Below are 14,145 nucleotides of genomic sequence, written 5' to 3' on the forward strand. Positions count from 1 at the left end.
AAAGGGCATATTTTATCAGATCAATCCCAGTGTTAAATCGGCATCAGATACAAACACGACTACAATCAAATATTATTTAATCCTAATTCTTTTAAAAATTCATTGTGTCGATCTGTACTCTTCTTTATGCTTTCATTAATTGAAGTCAATTTTTTGTTTACCTCTTTTAAATCAATTTTTATTTCGTCAAGTGATGTACTCACATATCTTGAAATATTCAGATTATACCCATTCTTTTCAATTTCTTCCATAGAAACCCTACGAGCATATCTTTCTATGTTTTCTGGACGATATTTATATGTATCTATGATATCTTGAATGTCATTGGGTTCATCACCATCTCCTTCTCTTAATGTATTTTGTCGCTTTCCTTTTTCATAACGTTCACTGGCATTGATGAATAAAACATCATCTTGTTTTTTGCATTTTTTCAATACTAAAATACAAACAGGAATGCCCGTTGAATAGAAGAGATTAGAAGGTAAACCAATTACGGTATCAATATGATTGTCTTTTAACAATTTAGTACGAATTCTTTCTTCTGCACCACCACGGAATAAAACACCGTGTGGTAATATGATTGCCATTGTGCCTTCTTTTCCTAAAAAGTGAAAACCGTGTAATAAAAATGCAAAATCTGCTGCTGATTTTGGGGCTAAACCATAACTTTTAAAACGGAAATCATCTGCTAAAGTATCGTTTGGTTCCCAACGCAAACTAAAGGGGGGATTGGCAACAATTGCATCAAACTCTATCTTTTTTGTTGGATTCATTTCATTTAGTAAATCCCATTGATTGAGTAACGTGTCCCCATGAAATATTTCAAACTCGGTATCTTTCATACCGTGCAATAACATATTCATTCTAGCAAGGTTGTAGGTGGTGATATTTTTTTCTTGTCCGAATATTTTACCAATACTACCACCGTTATCCTTAATTCTCGTTCTAACATTCAACAATAAAGAACCTGAACCACAAGCAAAATCCAATACTTTGTCCAATTTATTTTTCTTACCCATTGTTGGGTCTTGGCTGTCTAAGGTTACAATTTCAGATAAGATGGTTGAAATTTGTTGTGGCGTATAAAACTCTCCTGCTTTTTTACCTGAACCTGCTGCAAACTGACCAATCAAGTACTCATAAGCATCACCGAGAGTATCGGAATCAGCAGAAAAATCGGCTATTCCTTCTGAAATCTTCTGAATAATAGTACAGAGTTTTTTGTTTCTTTCATTAGAAGTCTTACCTAATTTTTCAGAATTCAAATTAATTTCAGAAAACAAACCTTGAAAAGCACTTTCAAACGATTCGTTTTCAATATATCTGAAACCATTCTCCAGAGTTACTAATAAATCTGCATTTTGTGTACGTGCCAATTCGGTGATGTTACTCCACAGATGATGAGGCTCAATAACATAATGCACTTTACGGCGCATTTGTTTTTCAAAGTCTTCAATATCATTAGGGTTTTCTTTATACCAAATTTCTAAAGGAGTATTAACTTTTAGCCTAGACATAACATCCTTTGGAGTATCGTCTGGGTAATCTTTTCCTAATTCCTTTTTTGCTGATTCTTCGTAATTGAAAGATAAATATCTAAGGAATAGAAATGAAAGCATATAATCACGGAAATCATCTGCATTCATCGCACCTCTTAAATTATCTGCTATATCCCAAAGGGTTTTACCTAGTTGCTGTTGTTCTTTTTGAGTCATTGACTTGTTTTTATATTATGCTAATATTTCAGGTAATTGGAATTCGAATTTCTCCAAAAACGCATTCAATATTCTATTAAATAATTCTTTGTTATCTTCATTCATTTCAACAGGTTGGTATATTGAATATTTTCCGTGGCTTAATAAATTTAAGGCACGTGAAAAAAGTACTTCATCTTCTATACCATATATACATTTGGAAAATTCATCATACCCAAAAAAAGTTGAAGTCTTTTCTAATATGCTACGTAACATATTAAAATGATATGTATTTACTTTTTGTGTAGTTGATACTTTTTTTAATTCAGTTAACAAAGCAACGTGATGAAAAAACGGGGTGTCATCAGTAGCCCTTAATATATAACCCTCTGAGCTATTTTTATGTAAAAAGTGACTTTTATGTTCAATATTTCTTAGTTCATTATACATTACATTAAAAAATAATGAATGGTGGGATGAAATTACAACTTTTACTTTGTCCTTTCCTTTTTTTAATAATTGAGCTAAATCGCTAGCTACAGCTATAGTGTTATTGTCATCCAATGAAGAAATTGGGTCATCAATATATATGTTTTTAACCCAACTATACGACTCAGCATCGTCAATGGTTAACTCACATATAGCAAGAAAAATGCACCAAATAAAAATATTTTCTTCTCCTCTTGATACTTTAATATGGTCTTGAATTATGTACTCTAATTCTTCTGTTTCAGGCTTGTATCTCGGATTTTTAACTTGCTTACTAAAAACAATAGTCCAATTTTCATAATCAATTCTAAAATCAAAATCAGCATATCGTTCCAGAAAAGCGAATATTTTTTCTTCGAGTGCTAATTCTCTGAATCCTTCAAAAAATCTTGAATTTCTATTAATCATCAAATGTCTTTCAGTATCGTTTTCAAGGTCATTATTCCAATGGAAAAGATCTTCTGTGAAAGCATTATAATAGAGTGTGTCAGTTACAGGGTTTTTCTTTCGCTTTTTACTTTGGTCTTTAAACTCCATTGACAGGCGAGTTTTACCCGTTCCATTGTAGGCAAATAACAATACAAAATGATGGTTGTTTAAATCATCTCTTAACCTAACCGCTACATTTCTTAATGTCTTGTATTTAAAAATTTTTATATTGCCACTCATATTTTAATCGTTAATTTTTGGAAATAAAACTTGTATCAAGCCTTTTTTATGTAACTTCAACTGTTCTATTTTCTCCACTTGTGTTGTGATTAATTCTTCTAAAGAAGAAAGACATGAGGCTATTTTTTGTTGCTCTAAAGGCTTAGGAATATTAATTATTAATGTTTTTAATTGATTAGGATAAAGGTGAACTACAGAAATACCTTGAGCCATTTGTGCGATATCCTTTCTCTTAACATTATTCAAGTAATAAGATAAAAAAACACCATTAATCTTTGTCCTAATAATATTTAGATCACCACCAAGGGCGATTCCTTTTTCTAAAACACAAGATGCTGTGGCAATATCAATTTGAGTTTCACCTGATGCAGGAATAATTACATCATTAGCTTTACTCAACACTAAATCGGTAGCATTTAAATTTGTATAAGATTTAACAACACTAACAGTCTCTTTGTAATGAGTATAAAGCTCTCCATATCTAATACAAGGTAAACTTCCGTTTTCAATTATATCAGCTTTGGATATTCCTTTTCCTTTTAAAAAGGTGGCTACTTCATCCAAATTATTCTGTACCCAACTCCCATCATTCACAAACTCAGGAAAACGATATTTAGGAACAGTTTCCCCTTCTTGCGGGAATAGTTTTTGCATTAAGCCTTTTTTATGTTCTTTTAAGGTATCTAATTTTTGGTTATGAGCTGTAATTAGTTGATCTAAGGAAGAAAGGCAAGAAGCTATTTTTTGTTGTTCCTCGAGTGATTTGGGAATGGTTAAAGAAATTCTTTTTAATTCATCTAAACCAATTCTTTTTCTTGTTGATCCTGTTGCTTTCTTATCGATTGCTTCTCTTACTTCCTTCGAATTTATTAAGGAGTAAATAAAATATTTAGAATACTTTTTCTCATCAACAACTAATCTTATTCCATCGGAAGCCATAACACATCTTTCTATGTTTAGAGGTATCATACAAGCTCGTCCAACAGGATCTCCCATCTTGGATATGATTATATCTCCGCAATAAATATTGCAACTCAATAATTCATTAGCCTTCTCTATCGATGTATATATTTTGTAATTATCCATAAATTCACCATCACCAATATTTTGAAGTTGAATTATTCTAATTCCGTTCGTAGTGTAGTCACTCGCCTTTAGATTTGAACCAAATGGACCGCCCGTAAAACTCCATTTAATTTTCTTGTCTGTGGTTTCTATTAATTCTTTTTCATTCCAATTTCCATCATTCATGAACTCGGGAAAGCGAATTTCAGGTATCAATATATTTATCTTCTTAGTCATAAGCTGTTAATCCTGATATTTCTCGCCCTTGGGCAATTTTATTTAAATGGGGTGCTAAGTCTTCCATCAAAGCCAGTTCTTTTAATCTACGTTCTTTCCAACTTAGTTCTAGTGGTTCTAAAAGGTCTGTCAGTTTCTCACCGTCAAAAATCATTCGGCTCATTATAGTATCTACAAAGGCTTTTAAGTCTGCTGTTTGTAAGCCGTGTTTGTTAGCAATGGTAGCTAATTCTTTTTCGTTTTTATCAAATTTAAAAGTTTCATAACCTTTGGTCAAAGTATGTACATCTTGCCCGCTATTCCAGTCTAAGTTATTAATATATTCCGCTAAATCTTCTTGTTCGTCCATCAGATTAGCATTTGCACTCAGTAAACTAATTACCTGTGCTTTGGTCATTTTTTGCTTGGCAGGTTTCTTTTGTGTACTGTCGGCAATCAAGCTCATTATGTAATCGTAATCAATAACAGCAGAGGCAAAGAGTACAAATTCAAAATCGAGTTGTTGCACTTCAGGAGGTGCATCATCGCCTTCATCTTGTTGTATTTTCCTTAACTTCTTAGCAGTTTCTATGTACGAACTTCTATACTCTTGCAGAGTCCCAGTTGGGAGAATGGTTTCAATTTTTAGCTTTTGTTCTTCGGTGATGTCTGTATATTGGTCTAATTCGACTTTTAATTTTTGAACCGCTTTAAACTTCTTTACAAAGTCAATTCGTGCAGCATCGCCTTTTAGGTTATATACTTCTTGGGGTTCGTTTACTAAATTGTTTTCCTGCATAAAAACATCCAGGGCTTCTACTGCTTTTTGGTAATTTTCAATTACCACAGGAGCAGGGTCAACCAACCATATTTCTTTTGCTTTTCCGCTATTTTCACCCGAGAAAAGTGCAATAGCTTGGTTTACTGCCTCTTGTTGAGATCGGAAGTCTAGAATATTGCCATAAGGCTTTGTATCGTTTAGCACTCGGTTGGTTCTAGAAAAAGCTTGTATCAAACCGTGGTATTTCAGGTTCTTATCTACATACAAGGTATTGAGGTACTTAGAATCAAAACCAGTGAGTAACATATCAACTACAATTGTAATGTCAATTTTATCTTTATGCGGAATTTCTTTATTGGTGTATTTTTGGTCTTTGATACGTCGTTGCACATCTTGGTAATATAAATCAAATTCATTTATAGAATGATTTGTACCAAACTGCATATTGTAGTCGCTAATAATTTCTATTAAAGCTCTTTTCTTTTCTTCAGGATTTTGTTTGTTGTCTTCTTTTTCCTGAGTTAAATCTTCTTGTAATTGTTTTATATCTGCTGCATTCTTTTGACTTTGTTGGTCCCCTTCTTTTGCTATTAGTTGAGAAGGAGGAGAAAATACACAAGCAATATTAAGTACCACATAATCCTCGTTTTCGGCTTTCTTTTGCTTTTGAATTGTTTTGAATAACTGATAATATTCTATAGCGTTATTTATTGAAGCCGTTGCCAATGTTGCATTGAAACGTCTTGAAGCCGTTGCTGCATTGTGTTTGTCGAGAATGGCTTCTACTACCGCTTGTTGTGCAATAGCTTCGCCTGGTTTGGCATTCAAATAGCCTTTACCTTTAAAATAGTCAATATGAAACTTCAATACGTTTCTATCATCTATGGCGTTGGTTATGGTATAAGCGTGTAATCTTTGTTGAAATATGTCTTCAGTGGTTTTATATGAAGCCTCTTCACCTTCTCTTATTTGATAGGAGGCATTTTCATCAAAAATAGGAGTACCCGTAAAACCAAATAATTGCGCATTTGGAAAAAACTCTTTTATGGCTTTGTGATTATCTCCAAACTGTGAACGGTGGCACTCGTCAAAGATGAAAACTACACGTTTATTGCGTAACGGCTCTAAACGTTCTTTATAGTTTTTTTTGTACGTACCGTCTAATGCCAATCCTAATTTTTGAATGGTAGTAACAATTACTTTGTCGGTATAGTCGGTAGATAATAAACGCCTTACCAATGTTTCGGTATTGGTATTTTCTTCTACACTACCTTCTTGAAATTTATTGAATTCCTCACGAGTTTGGCGGTCAAGGTCTTTACGATCCACCACAAAAAGGCATTTTTCAATATCCGGATTGTCTTTCAATAGCGTAGATGCCTTGAAAGAGGTTAAGGTTTTACCACTTCCCGTAGTGTGCCATATATAACCATTACCTCGGTTTTGGTGAATGCAATCAACAATAGCTTTTACTGCATATATTTGATAAGGTCGCATTACTAACAATTTCTGTTCGCTTTCTACTAAAACCATATACTTGCTTATCATTTCACCAAGTGTACATTTTTTAAGAAATTTATCGGCAAACTCTTCTAAGTAATTAATTTTTTTATTGCTTTCGTCTGCTAATTCATAAATCGGCAAAAACTGTTCATCAGCATTAAAACTGAAATGTTGATTTTTATTATTAGCAAAATAATAGGTTCTATTGCTGTTACTCACAATGAATAATTGCATAAAACACATTAATGTGTTGTTGTATCCGTTTCCAGAATCATTTTTGTAATCCACGATTTGCTGCATTGCTTTTCGTGGCGAAATTTCCAATTTTTTCAATTCAATTTGTACCACAGGCAAGCCATTAATCAACAAAATAATGTCGTAGCGGTGATTACTGTTCTCCGTATTGATGCGTAACTGATTTATAACCTCATAATCATTTTTACACCAGTCTCTTATATTTACTAATGTGTAATGTAGAGGAGTTCCATCTTCTCGTTGGAAGTAATTTTTTTCACGCAATAGTTTAGAAGCTGCAAATACATCAGGATTAATGATTTCCTCTCGTAAACGTATAAATTCACTTTCGGTTAAATGAACACGATTCAATGCTTCAAATTTGGTTTTGAAATTTTGTTCTAGTGTTTTTCTGTCAATAATATCTTTTCGATAATTATATTTCAGATCCGCTAGTTGCTTAATTAGATTTTCTTCTATTTGTGATTCTTTGGTCATTCTTCTTTCAATAGATCTTTAGTATTAACTTCCAGAATTTTTGCAATTCGTTACAAACATTTGATTCTAGGTTGTTTCACATTTCGGGCATACTCGTTAACTGCGTTATAATTTTTTCTAATTTTTTAGCAAGCCAAGTTTGTGAGATAGCTTTCTTTTTCAGAATGTATTCAGTCCAGTTTATTCAAAGCCTAGTTAGATTTGTAGCGTCAAATATAGTAAAAATGAACTAGCAAAGGGTGTAAATAATCATTGTATGTTTTGGATTGAAATAATAAATTATTGAGAAAAACACAGCGGTTGGGTGTCTTAAGCACCAGTAAAAATGATTTCCAGTTATTTAAGGTGTTGTGGAGCTCTTTGTGAACTTACTAAAAACTCTTAAGTCTACTTAATTCGAATTCGTACTGAAATTTTTATTGATATAAGTTAAATTCTGTGATTAATTTCCTAATTCCAAATTCTGCTTCTTAAAGCCAAACTGCGCCACATCTGCAAAAGCTTTTATTGCCTTCTTTAAATTTATCCATTAAGCAAATCATAAACATTTTATTGTATGGATACACAGCAAAAAGACCTGTCATATTTCAGGTTACGACTGCAAGAATTATTAACTATAAGCTTTCCCGAAAAAGCGTATGATGTTAAATTTATTGACCAGCGTTCAAGTTGGGCTTCCAATGCTTATGAAGATGCTTTTCGAGCAGGAAACCCAATAAACCAATGTGATCATATTGCCGATTATGTCTTATTTGAAGGATTGCACTTTTCAAAATTTGATACCCTTTTTCAAGTAGTCTGCAATGAGTTTGATGCGAGAATGGCAGATGAAGAATTACGACCGTTTGCCTTAAAGATGTTGCCTATTTGCTACCCTGTTTTTACAAACTACAAATTAACGGATGACTTCGCCTATACAACGGAGTTTGATTTGCTCTATACGGAACTGACAGGAACCATAGCAATATGGATAGAGGAACATGGGCTTCAGTAAACGTCAACATCTCCAATCGAATATTGATTCCCTGCGAATTGCTTTTAAACTGGAAAAGGAGAACAGAAAAGCCTCCGCAGGCGAAAGACTGCTAATGATGCAATACAGCGGATTTGGTGGTCTAAAATTTGTGTTGAATCCTGCCCAAAATCCGATAGACATTAACCATTGGAGAAAGACCGAACATGAACTTTTCCCAGTAACACAGGAACTCCATCAGCTACTAAAAGAAAATTCAACTGATGAAAAACAATACCGTAGATATGTGGACAGTATGCGGAGTTCTGTATTGACTGCATTTTACACACCACCTTTGGTTATTGATGCTATTTCCACCACATTAAAAGAAAATGGTGTAAGCATTCAAAAACTTTTAGAACCATCTGCCGGTAAAGGTTCTTTCATACAATCCTTTGCAGATAAAGATATGCCACAGGTTACCGCTTATGAAAAGGACTTGCTCACTGGAAAAATTTTAAAACAGCTCTATCCCGATAATACGATCCGCATTAGCGGCTTTGAAGAAATACCCGAAAAGGAAAAAAACAGCTATGATGTGGTAGCTAGCAATATCCCTTTCGGTGATACGTCCGTTTTTGACCTTTCCTATTCCAGAAGCACGGACACTGCAAAAGTACAGGCTGCCCGAAGCATACACAATTACTTCTTTATGAAGGGAGCCGACATGCTCCGTGAAGGTGGTGTGCTGGCTTTTATCACTTCACAAGGTGTGCTGAACAGCCAGAAGAATGAACCCATACGCAGGGCATTAATGCAGGATAACAACCTGGTTTCAGCAGTCAGATTGCCCAATAACCTCTTTACTGACTATGCAGGTACGGAAGTGGGAAGCGATTTGATAATTCTGCAAAAGAATACTGCAAAACAAAGTTTGACCGAATCGGAGGAACTGTTTTGTCAGAGCCAAATAACTCAATACAATACACCAAGCAATGCCTTGTTTCAGGATAGCGGAAGGATTATACATACTACACGTGTGTTAGATACCGATCCTTACGGTCAACCTGCATTTATCTATACGCACAGGGATGGCGTGGAAGGAATTGCCAGAGACCTTAAGCAAATGCTATCGGAAGATTTTGGAAAGCATCTGAATATTGGCTTGTATAAAGGCGAACGAAGCGATACGCCTGTCAAACAAATTCCTGCAACACCAAAGGTTGCACTTTCCACTTCTGAACCTATAAGCATTACAAAAGAAACACAGACATTATCTGCTCCAACAACAAATAAGGGCATTGTAAAAGGAGAAAGGCAACTGAGCATTTTTGACCTCTTTGAAAATTTAGAAGAGCCAGTGGCTGTTGTTACTCTTGTTAAAGCAGTCAGAGCAAAAAAACAGCCAGCCAAAATAAGAAGGGCGGAGAATGGGTATCAGCCAAACCTGTTCAGCGGTTTGATGCAGCAACCTCCTGTTTCTATTTCTCCTGTAAATAAAAATACCCCAAATCAAAGGAAAACACAGGAAGTTATCGGCGATTTGTTTTCAGGACTGAAAGGAAATAATCTCTCCGAAAAGATTACTGCAGGTAACACCATTCCCGAACCTGCAATTTATTCCAAAGTAATACAGTCTTTTCATCGTAACGATAGCCTTGCAGTGGATAACGGCTGGGTCGGCTATCTTAAAGATTTTGATAGCGATAAGAAACAGGCAATGTTTCATCCTTTGCAATTATCGTCCTTACAGAAAGGAAGAGCTGAAGCATATATTTCTGTACGAGATAACTACCTCGATTTATATCAGAAGGAAGCCAAACTGCAAACCGAACATAAAGAAGAGAGAGAAACATTTAATAAGGTTTACGATGCCTTCGTAAAAAGGTACGGCAACCTGAACAGTGCCGATAATATCAAGCTTATCAAAACAGACAGTTCCGGTAAGGAAATGCCTTATTTGGAACGTATTGTGGGCGGTGTGGTACATAAGGCGGATATCTTCCACCGTCCGGTAAGCTTCTCCATTACCACATTAGCTACCGATAATCCCGATGAGGCGTTAGCCGCATCGCTGAACAAATACGGGAACGTTGATCTAGGTTTTATGTCCCAAATCAGCGGTATATCATCCGATGATTTGAAAGAGGTATTACATGGACGCATCTTTTATAATCCTTTGGAAAAGGAATATGAAATAGCTGAAAGATGGGTAGCTGGCAATGTGGTGGAGAAAGCTAAAGCCTTAAAAAGCTATCTCGAAAGCAATCCCGATGATAGGCAGGCCAAAGAAAGCCTTACGTCTTTAGAAGAAGCCCGACCAAGACGTATCGAATTTGAAGAGCTGGATTTCAATCTTGGTGAACGCTGGATACCTACAGGGATCTATGCCCGTTTTGCTTCTTATCTTTTCGATACGGAGGTGCGTATCCAGTATTCTGAAACTTCCGATGACTTTTCTATAAAATGCGATCAGAAAAATATACATATATGGGATAAATATGCCGTCAAGTCTGATAGCCGAACATTTGACGGGATTGCTCTGCTGAAAAACGCATTAGTCAATACTACTCCTGATATTACCAAAAAAGTAATGATTGATGATAAGGAAGTAAAGGTACGGGATATGGAAGCTATACAGATGGCGAATACCAAGATTGATGAAATACGTACCGCCTTTACCGAATGGCTTCACACTCAAAACGATGAGTTTAAAAAAAGGATGACCGACCAGTATAACGATACCTTTAACTGTTTTGTGCGTCCGCAGTACGACGGAAGCCATCAGGAATTTCCAGGACTGGACAGAAAAGGCTTAGGCATTAACGATTTGTATTCGAGCCAAAAGGATACAGTATGGATGATCAAGCTGAACAACGGTGCGATTTGCGATCACGAAGTAGGAGCCGGTAAGACATTGGTGATGTGTACCGCAGCACAGGAGATGAAACGTTTGGGAATGGTACACAAACCTATGATAATAGGATTGAAAGCCAATGTTCATGAGATTGCAGAAACGTACCGTAAAGCCTACCCACATGCTAAAATTATGTATCCTGGCAAAGAAGATTTTACCCCACAGAAAAGGCAACGGATTTTCGGAGATATTAAAAACAACGATTGGGACTGCGTGATATTGACCCATGACCAGTTTGGCATGATACCCCAGTCGCCAGAAATGCAAAAGGAAATCCTACAAGTCGAACTGAACAGCGTGCAAGATAATCTTGCCGCTTTGGAAGCACAGGGCAAAGAGATTTCAAGGGGTATGCTCAAAGGTGTAATCATCAGGAAACAGAACCTTGAAGTTAGGCTGAAAACTTTGGAACATGACATCGAAAACCGAAAAGATGATGTAGTGGATTTTAAGATGATGGGCATCGACCACTTATTTGTTGATGAAAGCCACCAGTTCAAAAACCTGATGTTCAATACGCGTCATGACCGGGTTGCAGGTTTGGGCAATATGATGGGAAGCCAAAAGGCCATGAACCTGCTTTTTGCCATCCGCACCATTCAGGATCGCATACAAGACGATATGGGTGCTACCTTTCTTTCAGGTACAACTATCAGCAATTCCTTAACCGAGTTATATCTCTTGTTTAAATATCTCCGTCCAAGAGCATTGGAAAAACAAGGTATTAACTGTTTTGATGCCTGGGCGGCTATCTATGCAAGGAAAACGACTGATTATGAGTTTTCGGTAGCGAATAATATCGTGTCAAAAGAACGCTTCCGCTACTTTATCAAAGTGCCGGAACTGGCACAGTTCTATTCGGAAATCACGGACTACAGAACGGCTAAGGATATTGGTATAGATCGTCCGGAAAAGAACGAGGTGCTTTATAATATACCGCCTACACCAGATCAGGAAGTATTCATCCAGAAATTGATGGATTTTGCTAAATCAGGTAATGCTACCTTATTGGGAAGACCTCCGCTGACAGATAGGGAAGAAAAAGCAAAGATGCTGATTGCTACGGATTATGCCCGTAAGATGTCCCTCGATATGCGGATGGTAAGCAGTAAATATAATGACCACCCGGATAACAAAGCTTCCCATTGTGCAGCCAATATTGCAAAGTATTACCAAAAATTCCATGCACAGAAGGGAACGCAGTTTATCTTTTCTGATTTAGGTACTTACAAGTCTGGAGAATGGAACGTCTATGGGGAAATCAAGCGCAAACTTGTAGATGATTACGGTATACCGGCACATGAAGTCCGTTTTATACAGGAAGCTAAAAATGATAAGCAACGCAAGGAGCTTATAGGCGGTATGAATGAGGGGAAAATCCGTGTGTTGTTTGGTTCTACCGGCATGTTGGGAACTGGTGTAAATGCACAGAAAAGAGCTGTTGTCGTTCATCATTTGGATACCCCGTGGAGACCAAGCGATCTTGCTCAACGTGACGGAAGGGCTGTCCGAAAAGGCAATGAAATTGCCAAATTTTTCGCCGATAACAAGGTGGATGTAATTATCTATGCAGTCGAAAAATCGTTGGACAGCTACAAGTTCAATCTGCTCTACAATAAACAGCTTTTTATTGACCAGCTTAAAACCAATAATCTCGGAAAGCGAACCATTGATGAGGGTAGTATGGATGAAAAATCGGGAATGAATTTCTCTGAATACGTAGCTATACTTTCGGGCAATACCGACCTTTTGGAAAAAGCAAAGCTGGAAAAACAGGTTGCTGGATTGGAAAGTGAGAAGCAGGCATTCAATCGTTCCAAGTTCAGCTCCAAATACAAGCTGGAAGATATTTCTGCGACACTAGAGTCTGCCAAGTCACGATTGGAACGAATGAGTCACGATTGGGAAAATCTGCAACAGCGCTTACAAAAAGGGCAGGATGGAACGATACTGAACCTTGTACAGCTAGACGGATTGTCACCTAATGCCGATGTGAAACAGATTGGAACCAAACTTAACCAGATTGCGGATAAAGCCCGTACTGGAGGTCAGTATGACGAAATAGGCAGCCTGTATGGGTTTACATTATTGGTTAAAACTGAAATATCCGAAAAAGAGGGTGTTGATATAAAAGTCAATCGTTTTTTGGTACAGGGTGAAGGCAACATAAAATACACTTATAATAATGGCTTGATTGCTAATGACGCAAAGCTTGCATCAATGAATTTCCTTAGTGCTTTAGAAAAAATTCCCAGTTATATTGAGCAGGAACAAAAGAAGATTGCTGAGTTGCAAAAAGACTTGCCTGTACTTCAGGCAGTGGTCAATGGTATATGGACAAAGGAAAATAAGTTGAGCGAACTAAAAACCGAATTGGCAGCCATTGATAGGAAAATACAATTATCTATTGCTTCCGAGCCCAAAGAGCAGGAAGAAGCTATAAAAATCAGTGATATTAAGGAAAGGTCTTCTGTAGGTTTGAAAGCAATGTAATTTCATTGGTAAAAAAAAACATTCTTTTTTATTTGGTAGTAAATTTTGAAAAACACCTTAATTTTTTGTCTTCTGATGCGTAACTATGATAGCTAAATTGTTAAGAAAAGTGTAGCAAAAATGTGATTTTTAACACGTTGTTAGTAAAAAATCAATATAAATTGATTAATTTTGATTCAAATTAAACTACAATGAATAAATTTCACATTTTAGTAATAGTATTATTTGGTTTCTTATTGATACCAAGTAATTCTTTTGCCTGTGAAAATAATTCAACAAAACATTCTTCTACAAAAGAGACATCTTCAAATATGGATAAAGATGATTGTTGCAAAAATGACAATCATTCCAAAACGAAAAATCACGAAGGTTGTGGAGGAAAATGTAACCATTCTAGATGCAGTTGCGCTACTTCTTGCAACAGTAGTACTGTTGCTATTAATGAATTGAAATTTAATAGCAATCTTTTTAATTTCTCTTCTGAAAAACAAAAATTTTATAATTACAAAACCACTATTTCTTCTGGTTTTAATTCTCTATGGCTTATACCTAAAATAAGCTAAAATCTATAGTTGATAGCCATAATTATATCTTATTGATAACTATTATTGGTCTCCAAATCATTTATTTTATC

7 protein-coding genes are annotated in these 14,145 nt (G+C 35.9%); 3 read left to right on the forward strand and 4 right to left on the reverse strand.

Translation table 11 applies throughout. From position 1 onward, the window contains the following. Positions 1-65: 65 nt before the first annotated feature. The 4 genes from DOS84_RS10930 to DOS84_RS10945 are packed head-to-tail and all read right to left on the reverse strand — an operon-like array spanning position 66 to position 7,149. Positions 66-1,715 carry a type I restriction-modification system subunit M gene (locus DOS84_RS10930; protein WP_111410160.1) on the reverse strand — a complete coding sequence of 550 codons (1,650 nt, stop codon included), beginning with the start codon at positions 1,713-1,715 and terminating at the stop codon, positions 66-68. A gap of 15 nt (positions 1,716-1,730) precedes the next feature. Further along, positions 1,731-2,852, reverse strand: coding sequence for an AAA family ATPase (locus DOS84_RS10935; protein WP_111410161.1), 1,122 nt, complete (start codon positions 2,850-2,852; stop codon positions 1,731-1,733). 3 nt (positions 2,853-2,855) lie between these two features. Continuing rightward, positions 2,856-4,154, reverse strand: coding sequence for a restriction endonuclease subunit S (locus DOS84_RS10940; RefSeq protein WP_111410162.1), 1,299 nt, complete (start codon positions 4,152-4,154; stop codon positions 2,856-2,858). Next, positions 4,147-7,149, reverse strand: coding sequence for a type I restriction endonuclease subunit R (locus DOS84_RS10945; RefSeq protein ID WP_111410163.1), 3,003 nt, complete (start codon positions 7,147-7,149; stop codon positions 4,147-4,149). The genes DOS84_RS10940 and DOS84_RS10945 overlap by 8 nt, the downstream gene beginning before the upstream one ends. A gap of 556 nt (positions 7,150-7,705) precedes the next feature. Between DOS84_RS10945 and DOS84_RS10950 the strand changes: the two genes are divergently transcribed. From DOS84_RS10950 to DOS84_RS10960, 3 genes are all read left to right on the forward strand, one after another. Then, positions 7,706-8,143, forward strand: coding sequence for a DUF1896 domain-containing protein (locus tag DOS84_RS10950; RefSeq protein ID WP_111410164.1), 438 nt, complete (start codon positions 7,706-7,708; stop codon positions 8,141-8,143). After that, positions 8,130-13,511, forward strand: a complete 5,382-nt coding sequence (locus tag DOS84_RS10955; protein WP_111410165.1) for an N-6 DNA methylase — start codon at positions 8,130-8,132, stop codon at positions 13,509-13,511. The genes DOS84_RS10950 and DOS84_RS10955 overlap by 14 nt, the downstream gene beginning before the upstream one ends. 191 nt (positions 13,512-13,702) lie before the next feature. Further along, the gene (locus tag DOS84_RS10960; RefSeq protein WP_024981686.1) at positions 13,703-14,074 is read left to right on the forward strand and encodes a hypothetical protein; all 372 of its coding nucleotides are present in this window, start codon (positions 13,703-13,705) and stop codon (positions 14,072-14,074) included. The last annotated feature ends 71 nt before the right edge of the window (positions 14,075-14,145 follow it).

The organism is Flavobacterium aquariorum (assembly GCF_003254745.1).
GTDB classification, from domain to species: domain Bacteria; phylum Bacteroidota; class Bacteroidia; order Flavobacteriales; family Flavobacteriaceae; genus Flavobacterium; species Flavobacterium aquariorum.